This is a genomic window from Carboxylicivirga sediminis (assembly GCF_018156225.1).
GTDB lineage: Bacteria > Bacteroidota > Bacteroidia > Bacteroidales > Marinilabiliaceae > Carboxylicivirga > Carboxylicivirga sediminis.
In genome coordinates this window covers 75834-95594 of record NZ_JAGTAR010000009.1, presented here as the reverse complement: position 1 = coordinate 95594, position 19761 = coordinate 75834, and the positions used below count along the sequence as shown (strand labels likewise).

12 protein-coding genes, 1 tRNA gene and 1 CRISPR repeat array are annotated in these 19761 nt (G+C 42.9%); of the genes, 9 read left to right on the top strand and 4 right to left on the bottom strand.

The window, feature by feature from the left end; all coding sequences use genetic code 11:
* The first annotated feature begins 111 nt into the window (after positions 1 to 111).
* The 6 genes from KDU71_RS07860 (at position 112) to cas2 (ending at position 9353) form a co-directional block, all read left to right on the top strand.
* Positions 112 to 1395 (top strand): hypothetical protein, encoded by a 1284-nt coding sequence (locus KDU71_RS07860; RefSeq protein WP_212189376.1) that lies wholly within the window; start codon positions 112 to 114, stop codon positions 1393 to 1395.
* A 597-nt stretch (positions 1396 to 1992) separates the two neighbouring features.
* Positions 1993 to 6066, top strand: a complete 4074-nt coding sequence (cas9, locus tag KDU71_RS07855; protein ID WP_212189375.1) for a type II CRISPR RNA-guided endonuclease Cas9 — start codon at positions 1993 to 1995, stop codon at positions 6064 to 6066.
* Between the two features lie 446 nt (positions 6067 to 6512).
* Positions 6513 to 7253, top strand: coding sequence for a hypothetical protein (locus KDU71_RS07850; protein ID WP_212189374.1), 741 nt, complete (start codon positions 6513 to 6515; stop codon positions 7251 to 7253).
* An 89-nt stretch (positions 7254 to 7342) separates the two neighbouring features.
* On the top strand, positions 7343 to 7930 hold the full coding sequence (locus KDU71_RS07845) for a transposase (protein ID WP_212189373.1): 588 nt from the start codon (positions 7343 to 7345) through the stop codon (positions 7928 to 7930).
* Between the two features lie 147 nt (positions 7931 to 8077).
* Positions 8078 to 8965: a type II CRISPR-associated endonuclease Cas1 gene (cas1, locus tag KDU71_RS07840; protein WP_212189372.1), complete on the top strand. Its 888-nt coding sequence runs from the start codon at positions 8078 to 8080 to the stop codon at positions 8963 to 8965.
* A gap of 49 nt (positions 8966 to 9014) precedes the next feature.
* Complete coding sequence (gene cas2, locus KDU71_RS07835; RefSeq protein ID WP_212189371.1) at positions 9015 to 9353, top strand: CRISPR-associated endonuclease Cas2; 339 nt, start codon at positions 9015 to 9017, stop codon at positions 9351 to 9353.
* A 192-nt stretch (positions 9354 to 9545) separates the two neighbouring features.
* A CRISPR array of direct repeats spans positions 9546 to 10966; the repeat unit is 36 nt; unit sequence GTTGTGGTTTGATTCTAATAAGCAATACGATATACC.
* Between the two features lie 110 nt (positions 10967 to 11076).
* Here cas2 and KDU71_RS07830 read toward each other — a convergent pair.
* Positions 11077 to 11150: transfer RNA gene (locus KDU71_RS07830), tRNA-Arg, on the bottom strand.
* Between the two features lie 313 nt (positions 11151 to 11463).
* Positions 11464 to 12216 carry a NigD1/NigD2 family lipoprotein gene (locus tag KDU71_RS07825; protein ID WP_212189370.1) on the bottom strand — a complete coding sequence of 251 codons (753 nt, stop codon included), beginning with the start codon at positions 12214 to 12216 and terminating at the stop codon, positions 11464 to 11466.
* A 302-nt stretch (positions 12217 to 12518) separates the two neighbouring features.
* Between KDU71_RS07825 and KDU71_RS07820 the strand changes: the two genes are divergently transcribed.
* From KDU71_RS07820 to KDU71_RS07810, 3 genes are all read left to right on the top strand, one after another.
* Positions 12519 to 14141, top strand: coding sequence for a M23 family metallopeptidase (locus tag KDU71_RS07820; protein ID WP_212189369.1), 1623 nt, complete (start codon positions 12519 to 12521; stop codon positions 14139 to 14141).
* A gap of 128 nt (positions 14142 to 14269) precedes the next feature.
* Entirely contained in the window at positions 14270 to 16417 is a 2148-nt protein-coding gene (locus KDU71_RS07815) for a tetratricopeptide repeat protein (RefSeq protein WP_212189368.1), read from the top strand.
* Positions 16418 to 18424: a tetratricopeptide repeat protein gene (locus tag KDU71_RS07810; protein WP_212189367.1), complete on the top strand. Its 2007-nt coding sequence runs from the start codon at positions 16418 to 16420 to the stop codon at positions 18422 to 18424.
* A gap of 67 nt (positions 18425 to 18491) precedes the next feature.
* Here KDU71_RS07810 and KDU71_RS07805 read toward each other — a convergent pair whose 3' ends face one another.
* Together KDU71_RS07805 and KDU71_RS07800 are read right to left on the bottom strand one after the other, a co-directional pair.
* Positions 18492 to 19121, bottom strand: a complete 630-nt coding sequence (locus KDU71_RS07805; RefSeq protein ID WP_212189366.1) for a trimeric intracellular cation channel family protein — start codon at positions 19119 to 19121, stop codon at positions 18492 to 18494.
* Between the two features lie 5 nt (positions 19122 to 19126).
* A complete protein-coding gene (locus tag KDU71_RS07800) occupies positions 19127 to 19732 on the bottom strand; it encodes an HAD family hydrolase (protein ID WP_212189365.1) in 606 nt (201 codons plus the stop codon).
* Between the last annotated feature and the right edge of the window lie 29 nt (positions 19733 to 19761).

The following is a 19761-nucleotide window of genomic DNA, read 5'->3' as shown; positions in this document are numbered from 1 at the left end:
GTTGCAATTATAGTATTGCTATAAAATAGCACCAGCTTACTCTATTGACAATCAAGCAAAAAAAAAGCTTACAAAAGAGGCACAACCAGTGTACAACAAACAATTAACACAATGAAATTACATATTTACATACTACTTATCGGCCTGCTTGCTTTATTTCAAGCTAACGCACAAGAAACAACCACTCCGGAAGATACTATCTCAAAAAAGGGGGCCATCTCAGAGCTGAAATACATCAAGCAATCGGGCTTCGCCAATGCATCGTCAAAAATTTTTAGTGCCGAGCAGCGCTTTACCATCAGTGGCTTTGGTGAGGTTAACTATGTCAACTACGACGGCACAGTTGGTAATAAAGAAAGTAAAGAGATAGAACAGTATTACTCTAACCTGTACCGCTCAGGTGTGTATTTAGGCTATAAAATAAGCGATAAGTTCATTATTATGTCGGAGGTGCAGATGGAATACCTGCACGACGGCACACGCGAAGGTCATTTTGAAGCCAACGTAGAAGTATCGCTCGACTACTTACTACACAAGCACTTTAACGTGAGAGTAGGTAACTATCCGTTGAACCTGGGCTGGGTGAATGTTAACGAAGAGCCCATTGCTTTTTACACCGTAAATAGGCCAGAGGTGGAACGCACCATTATTCCTTCTCAATGGCTGGAGCAAGGCGTGCTGTTCTATGGCGAATTGATGCCTGATACCGAGTACCAGTTTGGGATAACCAAAGGCATGCGCGGACAGGACTTTACATCGGGTACCTGGATACGTAACGGCCGCTACACCGAGTGGACCGAGTGGCCGCCAACCGTAGCCTTTAACGGTAAGCTGGGCTATGGCCACGAAGACCGCACCCTGCTGTCAATAGCAGGTTACTACGGCGATGCTTCGGGTGGTTACAGCTTTAGCGAAGGCGCTATGAGCGGTCAGTCACTGGACTCTAATCTGGGACTGTTAACCGTAACAGCAGCCCACAACATTGGTGGCTTCACCCTATTTGGTTTATATGCAAAAGGATGGCTAAGCGGTACCGAGCAGATTTACCAGATTAACAACGAGATTGTGGGAGCCGAAACAGTGGGTTACTACCTGGAGGGACGCTACGATATTATGCCTTTTATCAACAAAGCATCGGACTGGAAGCTACCCATATTTGTGCGCTACGAGGGTATGAACACACACCAGAAAATTGACAGCAACCTGCAACCACTCATTGGTCAGGATGATGTGGTGGCCGACCTGAAAGACCTTGAAATTATTTCAGTTGGTTTTAACGTTCGCCCCAAGAAAAACTGGACTTTTAAAGCTAACTACCAGTTTCGCAACAACCGCTATGCCGATGCCCCGAAAGAACAAAATCAGTTTGAACTGGGTGTAGGTTTTATTTTCTAAGTCACAAGCTATAAACAACACATTGCGACGGATCGCTTCTTTAAACCTATAATGTTTAAAGGGTGGTCCGTTTCTGTTATGAAAGAGTCCGAAGTTCGTAGTCCAGAGTACGTCATACGAGGGTGCAGCAATTATTAGAGGTAATTAGTGGATGATGCCTGGTGCAAGAAGAACAACTTTCGTGCTACAATTGGATAAGAAGCGCTAATACCACTTTTCCAAAGTTTTGAACTTTGGAAAAGATTTTCTGTAAGCTAAAAAGTAAGTTCCCTAAAATAAAAAAACTCCCACCGAGGCGGGAGTATAGGATAATTTCCTTCGGCCAACTGACAAGCAGCTGCCTTATTGTGATAAGAATCTAATAAGCATTTTTTAAATTCTTGACACCAAATGTAGCAAAATATAATTAACATACAAAACAACGCTCTCACTTCTCTTAATATTTCATTTCCACACATTAAATCTTGCAATTAGTTAATATTAAATACTTAAACCAATATACCACTACATAATTTGTTAGTGATTCATTAATTATTATATTTAGAATCATTTTTATGAACAACAGCTAATGTCTTACAAAATTAAACCCCTATACAAATGAGTAAAATACTCGGACTTGACCTTGGCACCAACAGCATTGGATGGGCTGTGGTGGAAACAGAAGACAACATTACCTTTCAACCAGTTGATAAAGGTGTTAGAATATTTCAGGAAGGTGTTAAGATTGAAAAAGGTGTTGAAAGCTCTAAAGCAGCAGAAAGAACAGGCTATAGAAGTGCACGACGCATTAAATACCGCCGAAAGCTGCGAAAAATTAACACGCTCAAGCTGCTTAGCGAATTCAACTACTGCCCCAAATTAACAACCGAAGAGTTGGATGCCTGGCGCTACAAAAAGATTTACCCAAGTAACATGGCATTCAGGCATTGGTGGATGACTGACAATGATACAGATGTAGATACCAGAAAAGCTCAAACAAAAAACCCCTACTATTACCGACACCAGGCTGCCACCCAAAAATTAGATTTAACACAAGAAGAAAACCGCCATGCCCTTGGCCGTGCATTTTACCACATGGCTCAACGACGGGGATTCTTAAGCAACCGACTGGAAACCACAAAGGAGAATGAAAATGGGGCTGTTATCACCGGCATCAATGAAATAAATGAGGTAAAGGGTAACAAAACACTTGGACAATACTTTTATGAGCTATACACCAAAGGCGCAAAGATACGTGACCATTACACTCACAGAGAAGCCCATTACCTGGATGAGTTTATACACATCTGCAATTTACAGCAATTACCTGACGACGAAGTTACGGCCTTAAAAAACGCCATCTTCTATCAGCGGCCTCTTAAATCGCAAAAGGGACTGATTGGTAAATGCCCGTTTGAAACCAATAAGCCACGTTGCGCCGTTTCTCATCCTCTTTTTGAGGAATACCGAATGCTGTGCTTTCTGAATAATATTAAAATTAAAACTCCGGCAGATGAAAAACTGAGGCCGCTGAACGAAAGCGAACGAGAAAAAATCAGCCACCTGTTCTACCGCAAGAGCAAAGAGCACTTTGATTTTGAAGACATAGCCAAACAACTGGCGCCTAAAAAGCAATATAAATACTACAAATCAAAGGATAAAAACCCCGAAGACTGGTTGTTTAACTACAGCATGAAAACAACAGTTAGCGGCTGCCCGGTCTCAGCCCGCTTTCAATCGTTTTTTGGTGATAATTGGCAAAACCTTTCTATAGAGCATACCCGCGCCACTGATAATCAAACATCCAATATAGATATTAATGACGTATGGCATGTGCTGATGACATTTGATTCCGATGAAAAGCTTATTGAGTTTGCGACCAATAAACTTCATTTGAATGAAGAACAGACAAGGGAATTTATTAAAATACACCTAAAACAAGATTTCGCATCCCTTAGCCTCAAAGCCATCAAAAAGGTATTGCCATACCTGCGACAAGGATTAATCTATTCGCATGCCATTTTTCTGGCCAATATGGAAGAAGTTATCCCTACTGAGATATGGGCCAATGCCGAAAATAAGGCCATCATCCGCCATACCATAAACGATATTATTAAAACACAAAACGAAGAAAAGCAAATAACAGATATCGTCAACGGCATTATTAAACTCAACCATGAAGAAGACGCCACATGGAGTAAAGAGGCTGCAAACATCTACAAAACAAGCATGCTGAACCGCATTAAGGCGTATTATGGTATCAATAGGTTTAATACATTTACCGATGACAAGCAACAACGCATTGAAGCAAAGGCTTTTGACTTATTAGAAAAGCAGATGCAGCTGAATATGGGCAGAGGAAAATTTGCCCAGGTTCAGCGTATCGACGATCGTATAATTCAATTTCTGAAAGACAACTTCGGTAGTGTTAATGCGGATAAACTATATCACCCATCGGCATTAGAAACATACAAACCCGCCATTAAGGGTGATGATGGCAAATACTACCTGGGAAGCCCTATTACCTCATCGGTGCGCAATCCAATGGCCATGCGAGCCCTGCACCAGTTGCGCAAGGTGATTAATGAATTAATAAAGAACGACACCATTGACTCCAACACCACCATACATATTGAAATGGCGCGCGACCTGATGAATGCCAATGAGCGCAAAGCCCTGCAAAGCTGGCAACGTAAGCGCGAAAACGACCGGAAAAGATACATTGCCGAAATAAAAGAGCACTTTAGCAACAATGGCATTTCAACCGAACCAACCGAAGGCGAAGTTCTGAAATATCAACTTTGGGAAGAACAAAAACATGTGTGCATTTATACCGGCCAAAGCATTGGCTTAAATGACTTTTTAGGCGCTAACCCCAAATACGATATTGAACACACGATACCTCAAAGCCTGTCGTTTGATAATTCACAGGTTAACCTCACCTTATGCGACAATCAGTTTAACCGCGCCGTAAAACGTAACAAAATACCTACTGAGCTTCCTAACCATGAGGTTTTTATAGAACGTATTGAACACTGGAAGGACGAATACGAAGCCCTCGACAAGAAAATTCAGAAGGAAGTTAAAAATGCCCGGGGTGCCGGCACTAAAGAATCTAAAGACAATGCCATCCGGCGTCGTCACGAGTTCAGCCTTGAGCGCGACTACTGGCGGGAAAAATACCAGCGCTTTACCATGCGGGATGTGCCAAGTGGTTTTAAAAACAGTCAATTGGTAGATATTGGCATCATCACCAAGTACTCACGCCTGTACCTGCAAACACTTTTTGGCAAAGTATTTACCGTTAAAGGAACCACGGTGGCCGACTTCCGCAAAACATGGGGCTTGCAGGATATTTACGAGAAGAAAGCACGGGTTAACCACGTGCATCACTGCATAGATGCCATTACTATAGCCTGCATGACCAAAGCCAATTACGATAAACTGGCTAAGTTTTACCACGATTGGGAAGGATTGCGCGAGGATGGCCATACCCACAAGCCGCATTTTGACAAGCCCTGGCCAACTTTCACCGAGGATGTGAAACAAATCGAAGATGAACTGTTTGTATCGCATTACACACCCGATAACCTGGCGAAGAAAAACAAAAAGCAACTGCGAAAAAGAGGTGTTATCCAAAGAGATGCCAAGGGGTACCCAATCATCCAAACCGGCGACTCAGTAAGAGGCAGCCTGCATAAAGACACCTTTTATGGCGCCATCAAACAGAAAATTGAAAACAAAAAAGGTGAAACAGAAGAAGTAACCCGCTTTGTAGTACGCAAAAAAGTGGCTGACCTGACTGATGCCGACCTGAAAAATGTGGTAGATGATAAGGTGCGGCACATCCTCACTGAAGCCCGCAAGGCCGAGAAACCCCTGTTAAAAGAGATTGAGAAGCTGAGGAAACAATATCAGAAAGCTGAAGAACACGAAGAACCCACTATCAAAAGCGAGATAGCAGCACTTGAACAACAGTGCAAAGAGCTGTATGCCATGCCCAATAAAAACGGAGCACCCATCCCCATTAATAAAGTGCGCCTGTTGCAACCATCAGTCACCAACCCACTGGAGATTAAAGCACAGCGCGACAAAAGCACAAAAGCCGCAAGGCCCCACAAGGAAAAGTACTACGCAGCGAATGATGGTAATTACCTGATGGCCATTTATGAGGGATTGGATGCTAAAGGAAAGACAAAACGGGACTTTGAGTTGATTAACAACCTTACAGCTGCCCGGTACTATAAACAATCCGTTAAAGCAGAGCTAAGGCCACAAGGTATTACTATGAACGAAGGTTTAATTCCCAAAACAAAGCCCAACGGCAAGCTTGAACTTAAGCACAAAGCCAATATCAAAACCGGCACCATGGTTATTTTATGGGAAAATACGCCCGATGAAGTGTGGGACTTAGATAACGAGCAGATAAAAAGAAGACTTTATAAGGTTGCTGGATTAAGTAATCAACGAATAAAACGCCCTTCTGGGAAAATTGATGAATATGCGACTATAGTATTAAGATTTCACCAAGAAGCATCACCCGCATCCGAACTAAAAACAATTGATGGAGAATATAAAAGGGATGAAAAATACAAAGGCCAAAGAAAATTGAACCATAACCAATTCAATGCCCTCATCGAAAATATTGACTTCACCATAAGCCCCCTAGGCAAAATCGAAGCCATCAACTAATACCACCTCCCCTTTTTCGTTTTACCCGATACCGGAAAAGGGGAGCCAGGCACCGCGCCCCTCGCCACGCGAGCGATTGAAACAAAGCACTAACCAACCCCTTTAAAAGTATGCAAAACACCCATCTCCCACCGTCATAGACTGGCCGCAGCCAATTAAATTGCATGGCACACCGGCGAAACCGATCCAACGGCCAACAAACAGGTAGCCAACACCGGCGAAATACTCCGTACCATAAGCAAAGCGATGCGTTACGCCAGCAAACTGCTCCGTACCATAGCGACTCAGGCATATACGAGGGCGAGACACTGCATCACCACGGCGAAAAGGTGCATGACGCGCGCGAAACACTAAACGACGATAGCGAACAGCACCCGACGGCCGTAGCAGGCATTTCGCGTGCGTTAAGAGCATTTCGCCGCCGTTAGTGAGCAGTTTGCCATTGGTTGGCAGCAGTCCGCTCCCCTATCAAAGTAAACAATCAGGTAGCTGATGGCTATCATTCAATTATTAACCTTTTAATTTTTATTACCATGAATCAATCAAAATTAACCGTTGCCGAATTTTTATTTCAATGCCGCCTGCGCATCAACAACTCCATCAATGACGAACAAATTCAGACGCGCGTTGCAACAATGGGCTACACCGCCGAACGCTTTGAAACTTGCATAGTGTTACTGGACGAATCAGATAATCTTTGCAAGCAGTTTGAAAAGGAGTATGGTGAGGTAGAACAGGCCTTTGCCACGCGCAATGCCGAACGTGAGAAGGCGGATAAGGTATACCTGAGACATTTGGCTGTGGCCCGCATAGCGCTAAAGGACGACAAAGCAGCCCAGGTAGCCCTCAGGCTCAGCGGTCGCCGCGCCACCTCGTTAAGTGGCTGGATACTACAGGGCGACACCTTTTATAACAACCTGCTGAGCAACGACAGCTGGCTGGCAAAAATGAGTGAATTCAATACTGACCGGGAGGCCCTTACACAGGGCCAGCAATTGATTAACAACGTGGCCAGCTATGCCGATGTGATTATGCGCGAAAAAGGTGATGCACAAAACGCCACCAAGCTGCGCGACGCCAAGCTCGAAGAGCTGGCCGAGTGGGTGAACGATTACGAGACGATTGCCCGCTTGGCGCTGGCCGACAGCCCACAGCTGCTTGAAAAGCTGGGCATAGTGGTGAAGTAAGCGCAGTACAATAGCCAAACAAAGCTCAAACCTAACAGGTTTCGAAAACCTGTTAGGTTTAATCGGTTTAATAACTTAAATCACCAACAATGAACTACCAACCATTTGAACCCGGTCGTTACTACCACCTGTACAACAGAGGGAACAACCGCGAATCACTCTTCTTAGATGTTGAAAATTACTGGTTCATCCTCAAGCTAATTAAAAAGCATTGGCTCCCGTGGCTCAATGTATACTCCTATTGCCTGCTCCCTAACCATTTCCATTTTGTTATCCGGATAAAAGAAGCTCACAAGCTACCTGACTCCTGGCAAGATGGGCAATCTGCCATTCACCAACCTTTTGCCAACTGCTTTAACGCCTATACCAAAGCAATCAACAAACGCTACCATCGAACCGGCAGCCTGTTTCAGGAACATCTTAAGCGCATTGAAATAACCAATGAAGAGTATCTGCAAAACCTGATTATATATATCAACACCAACCCAGATAAGCACCAGGTGGCCAGCTCACCTGATTATCGTTTCTCATCGTACCAAAGTTTACTTTCAACTAAACCAAGTCACCTGTGCCGAACCGAAGTTATTGAACTATTTGGCGATACTGAGAACCTGAAGTACATGCTCGAAAAACAACAATATAATCTATCCCTAATCAACGAACTAACCTTTGAGTAGTTACACCTACACACCTAACAGGTCTTAAAGACCTGTTAGGTTTCAAAAACCCGCCACTCATCACTCTTTTTCAGCCACTTATCAACTCCCTCCAACCAATTCAACCCCATAAACGCATAAAGAGAAAACCCCAAACACCTCTTTATCATGCTAAAACGCACCCTTTTCTTTACCAATCCCGCTCACTTGTCGGTTTGCCAAAATCAGTTGGTGGTAGCACAAAAAAACAGCGATGCGCCACGTACAGTCCCCATCGAAGACATCGGCATGGCCATATTGCAACATCCGCAGATAAGCATCACCATGCCCGCACTACAACAGCTCAACATGTACAACGTGGCCGTTATCATCTGCGACGATAAGCACCTGCCTGCCTCCATGCTGCTTAATCTGGATGGGCATCATCTGCAAAACGAACTGTTTCGCCAGCAGATAAACAGCAGCCTGCCCCTCAAAAAGCAGCTGTGGCAGCAAACCGTTACGGCCAAGATTAGTAACCAGGCTGCGCTGCTGCACAGCAAAGGTATTGATAGCGGTCCCCTGGCCGCATTGGCTGCTTCGGTCAAAACCGATGACCATACCAACCGCGAGGGCACGGCAGCCCGCCTTTACTGGCAGCGGCTGTTTGGCAGTAACTTTACACGCGACCGCTATGGCGATGCCCCCAACAACTTTCTCAACTACGGCTACATTGTGCTACGTTCGGCCGTGGCTCGTGCTTTGGTTGGCTCGGGTCTGCTGCCCACCCTGGGCATCCATCACAGCAACCGCTACAACGCCTACTGCCTGGCCGATGACATTATGGAGCCCTATCGCCCCTATGTTGATGAGGCCGTTTACGAATTGTGGCAGTCAGGCTGTAACGACCTCATCCTCGAAAAAGCTACCAAAGCCCACCTGCTGCAGGTGCTGAGCTGCGACGTAAGCATTGGCAAAGTAAAACGTCCGCTGATGGTGGCCCTGTCGATGACCACCGCCTCACTGGCCCGCTGTTTCAGTGGCGATGATAAGAAAATTACCTACCCCACCTTCTGACACCTTTTCCAAAGTTCAAAACTTTGGAAAAGTTTATAGCCAACACACCATGGAACATACCCGACTAAACGCCTATAAAATCATGTGGTTATTTGTATTTTTCGATCTCCCCGTTACCACCAAAAAAGAACGTAAGCTGGCCACACGCTTTCGTAAAGACCTGATGAAGGATGGATTTACGATGATGCAATGGAGCGTATACACCCGCCATTGCGCCAGTGGCGAAAGCGCTGATGTGCACGAAAAGCGCATCAGAGGTTGCGTGCCCGACAAGGGCCAGATAACCATATTGCGTATCACCGACAAGCAATATTCGAACATGGTCAACATATGGGGCGCTCAAATCCGGCCTTCGGAAGAAGCACCTCAACAGCTGGAACTATTTTAAGCTATATTTATCACCTTATAACTAAACCTAACAGGTTTTGAAAACCTGTTAGGTATTTACTACATTTACCATTCGCTCTTTGACATCCTGAAAAAAAACACCACATAATTAGTTTCAAACGCACTTCCGTGTCATTTTTTGCAATAAAAAACACGCTGCATACACCGTAAATACCGAGCTGTATGGCGCGCGGTTGTGGTTTGATTCTAATAAGCAATACGATATACCGCAACTATCACAAGCTCTGAATTTAAGATTGTTGTGGTTTGATTCTAATAAGCAATACGATATACCGCAGTCAAAGTTGTTAAGAATAGGGACGGGTTGTGGTTTGATTCTAATAAGCAATACGATATACCCATTGCCTATTTGACGTTGAAGGGTTATAAGTTGTGGTTTGATTCTAATAAGCAATACGATATACCCTACCCTACGGTGGTGCTTCCTTGTTTTTAGTTGTGGTTTGATTCTAATAAGCAATACGATATACCCTACGCTTCATAACAGAATCCCGTTAGAACGTTGTGGTTTGATTCTAATAAGCAATACGATATACCAACGACACTCCTTTATAAAGTCTTTATCCAGTTGTGGTTTGATTCTAATAAGCAATACGATATACCCTATGGCCGTTAGATGCATCACAAGGATCTGTTGTGGTTTGATTCTAATAAGCAATACGATATACCGGGATATGAAAATAATAGCGGTGAAATTTAGTTGTGGTTTGATTCTAATAAGCAATACGATATACCTTTCATCCCTTTAACTTCAAGCTTGGATATGTTGTGGTTTGATTCTAATAAGCAATACGATATACCTTTACGTCTGTGGTATAATTCACGCCACGAGTTGTGGTTTGATTCTAATAAGCAATACGATATACCATTAATCTGGTTCATATAATATAATTAAATGTTGTGGTTTGATTCTAATAAGCAATACGATATACCTTAGGCAGTGCAAAGCAGCTTAATGATGCTGTTGTGGTTTGATTCTAATAAGCAATACGATATACCAAAAACAGGTATCATGAGTTACTACGAAAAGTTGTGGTTTGATTCTAATAAGCAATACGATATACCTGGGCTTATTAATTTAACCATTGGATATGGGTTGTGGTTTGATTCTAATAAGCAATACGATATACCTAGACTGCCTTCAAAATTGTCAATGCCTGTGTTGTGGTTTGATTCTAATAAGCAATACGATATACCTTGTGATAATCACACACCTCATACGTCTTGGTTGTGGTTTGATTCTAATAAGCAATACGATATACCTATTCGATGGTACGAGCAAAGATTGACAGTGTTGTGGTTTGATTCTAATAAGCAATACGATATACCAAACAGATTGGCTACAATGATGGTGTTTTTGTTGTGGTTTGATTCTAATAAGCAATACGATATACCCTCTGTTGGGTTGGTTCCGTGGTCGGTTAAGTTGTGGTTTGATTCTAATAAGCAATACGATATACCAATGGCGGTAACGGTTATGTTTATTCGTCTGTTGTGGTTTGATTCTAATAAGCAATACGATATACCCACGCCCAGTGCTCACTCGCATAGTTGGGAGTTGTGGTTTGATTCTAATAAGCAATACTAAGTGAGAAGACTACAAAACAATATCCTTTCCAAAGTTTTGAAACTTTGGGAAAGCATTGGACTTGCAAAAAAGAAATAAAAAAAAGCAGCTAATCATCTGATTAGCTGCTCTCCTGTGATCTTGAAGGGACTCGAACCCCTAACCTCCTGGGCCGTAACCAGGTGCTCTATCCAATTAAGCTACAAGACCATTATTTTGCTTTGTTTGTGAACCATTGTTCTCAAATGCGGTGCAAATATAGACATTATGGATTTAATACACCAAATTTTTTTACAGAAAACATGTAATTATTTTTCACGAAATTCAGCAATAGCAAGGTATATAGAACCTTACACAATCATCTTTTTTTGAGATCTTTTCAATCAGCACTTCACACATATAAAATTGGAGGGTGCTACACTTTGCCACAGTCAATTTGCATACTACCGATTTCGTTAGGCACAAAAAAAGTCGCATCAACTAACGAATGCGACCTTCTTAATGTTATATCTCTATCGATTGGTTACTCCACCATGTCGGCCATTGGCTTGTCCGAAAACTGCTTGGCATATGGTTCAATCTCTGGCTGATCATAATTATACGTCAGTACTTTATTGTAATGATAGTTACCTTCCTTATCCAGGCTGCGAACAAAAATATCAACTGAATTCTGGCCCTCCTGCTTTATTTCCGAAATATCAATTGAAGCTATGCCCCACTGCAGGTAATTATAAGGATCGCCATTTTTGTTATGCTTCAGCTCCAGAATAATTTCACCATTCTCTGTTGTTAAGTCCTCGGTATCTTTCACCAGATTAATAAAATGTATATAACCAGGTCCGCCACCATACTCAAACTGTACATTCAGGTAGTCATCTGTAAACCAGGCATCGGTAATTGTTACCGCATCGTTACCAATCGAATCTTTTACCGCTTCTGATGTTGTTTCATCAAAGTTGAAAATTGGCTTGGTTAGCAGCTCGCTGATGCCGTTAACTTTCACGTAATAATCGTATTGCCCATCAGGATCTTCTCCTAATATTGTGTAATTAACCAGTATACGCATGCCATCTTCCAGACTACCTGGCGATACATTTGTAGCAGCCGGCCAAAGATCATCCCCACCGTCAGTTACAACATAAAAGTAATCTGTTGTCTTTACTACCGTACCGGTTGTTACCCAAAAATCTCCTAAAGAATACCCATCATCATCTGAACAACTATAGGTCATAAAACCTATCAGGGCCAATAAAACTCCAAATTTAAACTTCTTCATGGGATAAAAATTTAATGTTAAAAATTTCCATTTTGCTGTAATTATTATAAATACCGTGCCACTTTTAAGGCTTTTACATTGATTAACCATTTAGAAGGAAATTTAAGAAATAGGTTGCGTTAAATCCTTTTAAACATCCACCATTTGATTGCTTTTATGTGTACAGAAAGCTATTTTTGGATGGATTTTATAAATGCTAACGAGGGATTGATATGAGGCTGTATGCTTTGCTACTAGTATGTACGATGGTTGCCCAGGGAAGCCTGTCGCAGTCACCGGATTTTGAACGATTTGCTAAACCGATGAAACTTAAACCATCCGTCAGTGGTAGTTTTGGCGAGTTGCGTTCCAATCATTTTCATTCGGGGCTTGATTTAACCACCAATCGAAAAACGGGCTATCGTGTATATGCTTCTGACAAAGGCCATGTTTCACGTATCAAAGTATCCCCCTATGGCTATGGCAAAGCCATCTACATCGACCATGCCGGTGGCTACACCACTGTTTATGCCCACCTCGAACGCTATTCCGATAGAATAGACTCATTGGTCAGGGCCGAACAGTATAAACAGCAATCCTTTGCGGTTGAACTGTTTTTTAAGCCAGAAGAAGTGCCGGTTGAGCGAGAAGAAATAATTGGTTACAGTGGTAATTCGGGCAGTTCAGGAGGACCGCACCTGCACTATGAAGTGCGCGAGCAAGCCACACAAAAGCCCATCAACCCGTTGTTTTTCAGAGATGACATTGCGGATGATGTACGTCCACAGGTGCAAGGCATGAAACTGTACTGCCTTGCCGATGATGCAAGTATTGATGGACAGCATAAAGACAAATACATACCTGCCGTTTTTTATGAGAAAAGCTTCCACCCCAAAGGCACCAAAACCTTTACGGCCCATGGTAAAATTGGTATCGGCGTGCAAGTACTTGACTACTTTAGCGATAGTTGGCGCAAATGCGGCATTCGCAGCATCGATCTCTTTATGAACGATACACTGGTTTACAACTTTCTGATTGATAAGTTTAGTTTTGCCGAAACACGCTACCTTAACTCGCACATTGACTATGCCGAGAAAGTAAGAAGCGGCAAAGTGATTCAGAAAAGTTTTGTTGAGCCCAATAACCGCCTTAAGCTATATGGTAAAAAGAATACATACACTACTGAACTGAAAGAGGGTGACAAAAAGAATTTTAAATATTTGATAGAGGATTTTGCCGGTAACCAATCGGTTTTGGAATTTAGCATACTTGGTGAGAAAGCACTAAACATTGACAGCCAACCCAAAGAAGAAGCGCTGGTGCAGGTCAGCTACAACAGCACCTTTACACTTGATACTTTAGGATTTGAACTCAGCATACCCGCCAACGCTTTATATACCGATGCCAACCTGTTTATTCACAAAGAAGAAAAACAGAATATGATAGCACCTGTCTATTTCATAGGCGACCGCTATACGCCCTTGCATCGTTCCATGAAAGTTAGTATACCCGTTCCCGACTCACTGCTGAAATACAGCGATAAGCTGTGTGTGGCAGGCGTATCGGGTTCTGACAAGATATATTCGCTTGGCGGAAAAATGGGGAATGGACGTATGTCAACAGAAACCAGAAGTTTTGGCAAGTTTACACTGGCTGTTGATACCATTGCCCCCAGCATCAAGCTGCGAAAAGCACCTGAAGGTAATAACTACAGTGCACGAAAAACCATTGAGCTGATTATCAGCGATAGTTTTAGCGGCATAAGAAGCTACGATTGTTACATCAACGGACAATGGGCCTTGTTTGAATATGATGCCAAGAACTATCGATTGACAGGCTCATTTAAGCACATGCCATTTCTGAAAAAAGGTAAACATGAGCTAACGGTAAAGGTGGTTGATAACAGAGGTAATGTAACTACCAAAACATACAATTTCAGTACTTAATGCTGGCTTAATTTTTGCAAGATAGCCCCTTGGTTTTTGTTGATGCCATAGACATTATTTTAAATTGATGACCGCAAACAAATGAACAATTGTATCTTTGTTCGCATTGTTTTGACACAAGAAACGGTATGATTAAGAAATTTACACTCATTATATTACTATTTAAATGCCTGCTTTTACCAACCATGAATGCACAGATCAATACCGATCGGATGCTGACCATTGGTAAAAATGCACTCTATTTTGAGGATTATGTACTGGCCATTCAATACTTCAATAAAGTTATCAGGGTTAAACCTTATTTATCTGATCCCTATTTCTTCAGAGGACTAGCCAAATACTATCTTGAAGATTATAATGGGGCTGAAGTAGACCTTAACACCTGCTTAAGCAAAAATCCTTTTATGGTGGATGCCTATAACGTTCGGGGCATCATCATGAGCAAAAAGGATAATCACGAACAAGCCATCAAAGACTACAGCAGCGGGCTGGAGATCTCGCCTAACAACATCAATCTCCTAATCAACCGTGGGAATAGTCATTCGGCTACTGAAGCATACAATGAGGCCATTACTGACTTTGACCGTATCATCGACATCAACCCAGGTATGTTAAGTGCCTACCTCAGCCGTGGTGCAGCTAAAACGCATGCCGGTGACTCCATTGGTGCCCTTAAGGATTTCAGCAAAGTGGTTGATTTAAATCCCTATATGTCCGATGGTTTTGCTTTCAGAGGCTTTCTCAATTATCAACTGGGTAATTACGAAGATGCCAAAACGGATTTTGACCGGGTGATTGAGCTAAAAAGCGACTACGCCAATTACTACATGATACGTGGTGCAATCCTTTACCAGCTGGATGACCTGAGAGGTACGATGCGCGATTTTGATAAAGTGATAGAGTTGGATCCCAAGAATAGCATGGCCTACAATAACCGTGGACTGTTACGGGCGCAGGTTGGCGATAAAAACAGGGCTATTGAAGACTTCTCAAGGGTTCTGGCACTCGATCCGGGCAATCTCCTAACCTTATTTAACAGGGCCATTTTATACAATGAACTGGGACAAAACAAGGAAGCTCTCAGGGATGTCAACATCATCATTGATAACTACCCCAACTTTGGCCAGGCCTATGGTATCCGCTCAGCTATCAAAAGGCGGATGGGCGATGAAAATGGAGCGCAAATTGACATGATGACCGCTTACAAACTGGAATCGGACCGACGTGACCGCGACATGGCACTGGACAGCCAAACAGATAGCAAGGATAGTGAAGATAAGGATGAGAGTAAAGACAAACGACCCAAGAAAAAAGCCACTCGCAGTAAAAGCGATAAGGACATAAGAAACTACGATAAGATTGCGGTACTGGATGATTTCGAAGAAAACGAACAGGATGAACAGTTGGTGGAGAGCATCCGTGGTAAGGTACAAAACCGTAACATCTTCATCGATTTGGAACCTGTCTTTGGTTTAACTTATTACTCAGGCGATACAATTCTTAGCCGTCCGGCCTATTACGAAAAAGAGGTGGTAGCTTTCAATAAAAAAGAGTTGTATAAAAGACCACTGATTATTACCAACCGCGAAATAGAAGCAGAAGGCCTTAAATATATACGCCTGACCAACGATATTAACGATATCACACAGGAGCTGCAAGATGAGGAAACCGACCGCGATATATTAATCGCTCGCGGAGCCTTGTATAGTATGGTAATGAACTACAGCAACGCCATGGCTGACTATAACGAAATACTAAAGTCGGACCCAAGCAATGTGGTTGCGCTGTTTAACCGTGCTTACTCTCGCCATAAAATGGTGGAAGTCATTGCCTCTCTGGAAGAAGCCACACAGGCACCAAACAATGTTATGTTGCAAGGCCCTATTAAAGCCAAAACAAATCACACAACGCCAAAGCCAGAAGGTGAGGCATCACACATCCTGGACTACGAACTCATCATTAATGATTTGAACCGGGTCATTGAATTATCGCCAGAGTTTGAGTTTGCCTATTACAATAGGGCCATTATCCATTGCCTTAAAAAGAACTTCTTGCAAGGTGTTGAGGATTTTACAAAGGCCATTGAGCTTAATCCTGAATTTGCCGAGGCCTATTTTAATCGTGGACTCACATTAATATTCCTCAACCAGGAAGCCAAAGGAACAGCTGATTTAAGTAAAGCTGGTGAGCTTGGTATTTACAAAGCTTATAATGTAATTAAACGTTATGGCTCGGAAGAATTAACAGGAAAAGAAAGCATAGCAGAGGTAGAGTAAATGAATAATGTATTGCCCGACAACTTTGATACCGATAATACAGAGTTTCAGGATGCTCTGAAGCTAATCCAGCACACTAATTCGTCGGTGTTTTTAACCGGGCGGGCTGGAACGGGGAAATCAACGTTTCTGAGATACATCTGCCAGCACACGCATAAAAAATTTGTGGTGGTGGCACCTACCGGCATTGCAGCTATTAATGCAGGTGGCGTAACTATTCACTCCTTTTTTAAAGTACCCTTTCGCCCTATCCTGCCCGATGACCCGGATTTATCGACACAAAAAGGCCGTATTTTCGACTTTTTGAAATACCGCAAATCGCACACACAGATCATTAAAGAATTGGATCTGCTTATTATTGACGAGGTATCAATGGTGCGGGGTGATGTGCTGGATTTTATTGATAGAGTATTAAGGGTGTTCACCAAAAATATGAACCAGCCATTTGGCGGTAAGCAGCTACTGATGGTGGGCGATGTATTCCAGCTCGAACCGGTTGTTAAGCGGGATGACTGGCAGATTTTGCGCCGTTTTTATCCATCCCCTTATTTCTTTTCGGCTCGTGTATTTAAACAAATCCCTCTGGTACAAATAGAACTGAAGAAAGTATACCGACAAAATGATGACACCTTTGTTAACCTCCTTGATCGCATCCGGCTAAAACAGGCTGGCAATATCGACATTGCTGCTATCAACGAACGTTTTAATCCGGGGTTTCAGAGCCCAATTGATGAGTTCTTTATTACCCTGGCAACTCGTCGGGATACGGTGGATTACATTAACGACAGTAAACTGGAGCAACTCGAAGGCCACGAACATGAGTTCACAGGACGTATATCCGGTGAGTTCCCCGAATCGGGTTTGCCCACTTTAAAAGAATTGGTGCTAAAAGAAAATGCCCAGGTGATGTTTGTTAAAAACGACATGGAAAAACGTTGGTACAATGGCAGCCTTGGACGCGTTGAAGAGATTGATGAACACGGTATATACGTTCGTCTTCAGAATGAGGAGATCCACCTGGTAGAGAAAGAAGTTTGGCGCAATATCCGCTATAAATACGATGAAAAAAACAACCGCATCATTGAAGAAGAACTAGGCTCATTTACCCAATATCCATTGAAACTGGCCTGGGCCATCACCGTCCATAAGAGCCAGGGACTAACCTTCGATAAAGTGATGCTCGACTTCTCAGGTGGAGCCTTTGCGGGAGGCCAGCTATACGTAGCCCTCTCGCGTTGCGTTTCGCTGGACGGCATTGTGCTTAAAACCAAAATCTCGCCACGCGATGTCATTGTCAACAACGAAGTGGTTGCATTCTCAAAGGCTGCCAATAATAAAGTACTCATTGAAAAGGAACTGAACAAAGCCGAAGCACAGGATTTATACAAAAATGCGCAACTGCACTTCGATGCAGGTAACTTTAACGATGCCGTGCACTCATTTGCATTGGCTAACGAGAAGCAAGAGGCTCTTTCGGTTGAATCGGTCCAGCGAATGATTGCCATTAAACTATCCAAAATAACTCAACTGGAGCATGAGGTGAAAGAGTTGAACGCCGCCATTAAACGCCAGCAAAAAAATGTGCAAGAATTTGCCCGCGAATATTACCTGATGGCCAACGAATGCCTGCTTAAATTTAAAGATAAACCATCGGCCTTGGGTAATTTCAACAAAGCCCTTCAACTAAAGCCTCAATTCTTTGATGCATTGGTCAAAAGAGCAGGTTTACATGTGGAGATGGGTGATTTAGAAGGTGCAGACAAAGACTATTCGCAAGCCGATAAACTCAAGAGAAAGTCCTATCAGGTAAAGTACAACCGGGGGCGTACCCGCCTTGAACTCAAAAGGTATGAACAGGCTTACAACGACCTGTTGCAGGCCACCCAAATCAAAAAAGACAAGGCCGAAGCCTACTTTTATTTGGGAGTAGCCTGTGAAAAAATGGGGGACATGCAAAAGGCTGCCGAATACAAAAACATTGCCGAGCATCTTGGCTTTGACGAATAACTAGTTTATCCATACTAGATACTCAACACTGACAAAAACACATCAACAGCTTAATAAATAGCGAATGTTACTCCTTTTCGCTTAACGAGATATGCGGCATGGTAATGTTGTATTTCACCGCCCACAAACGAATACCAATAATACTTAATACAGTTACACTCTCGCAAATCACTTCAGGCACATGCAAATAGTGCAGTATCAGGAAAATGATTGCGCCTGTAATACAGGCTGTGGCATATATTTCCTTGTGAAAGATGAGGGGTACCTCATTGGTTAAGGTATCGCGGATAATACCTCCCACCACAGCAGATGAAAGCCCCATTATAACAGCAATAGGCGCCGAAATACCAAATGCCATGGCTTTCTCGAGGCCTAATACCGTGAATACACCAATACCAATGGTATCGAACAGAAACAAGGTATTGCGTAGCCTGATGACGTGTTTTTTAAACAGGATGGTGATTAAAATGCCGGCCAGTATGACGAAGAAATAATTATTGGATTGAATCCACGAAACAGGCAGATTCCCTAGCATAATATCTCTGACAGTACCTCCACCGATGGCGGTTACAAAACCAATAAATATGGCACCAAAAATATCAAGCCGTTTTTGAGCCGCTGTGAGCGTTCCACTAATGGCAAATACCATGGTACCAATGTAGTCGAACAAAAGCAATAAATCGAATGACTGCACCATGGCCACTAGCGGTAATAAGGTTTAACATCGATTACATGCATACCGGCTACTACCGCTGCATCCATACCCAGATGACCATCTTCAAACACCATGCACTCAGCAGGATTAACTTTAATGGCTTCAGCAGCTTTTAAAAAGGTATCAGGATGTGGCTTGTAATTATCCACATCATCTGATGTTATTACAACTTCAAAGTGATTAATAATTCCACTATCACTCAGCAAACGCATGGCTCGTTCGCGGCTGGCACCCGTACCAACGGCCATGGGTAACTGGCCTTCATATCGTTTGACCACATCATATACCGCCTCTACAATTTCCACATTGTGTAAATTCTGCTCAACCAGACGCTCTTTCTGCTGCACTAACTCCTCAGGAGCTATGGCCATGTTAAAAGTAGCAATCAAATCCTTACTCAATTCTAAAACAGGTCGCCCTGTCAGGCGGATAAAGTACTCATATTCAAAATCAACGCCAAACGGCTGACAGGCCCCCAGCCACGCCTTATAATGAATAGGTGTGCTATTTAAAAGAGTACCGTCCATATCAAAAATTAATCCTTTAATGTGCTGCGGAATAACTATCTGATTTAGTGCTTTATTATCAATCATGGCTTATTTTGCTTAGTGGCGCGAAAATA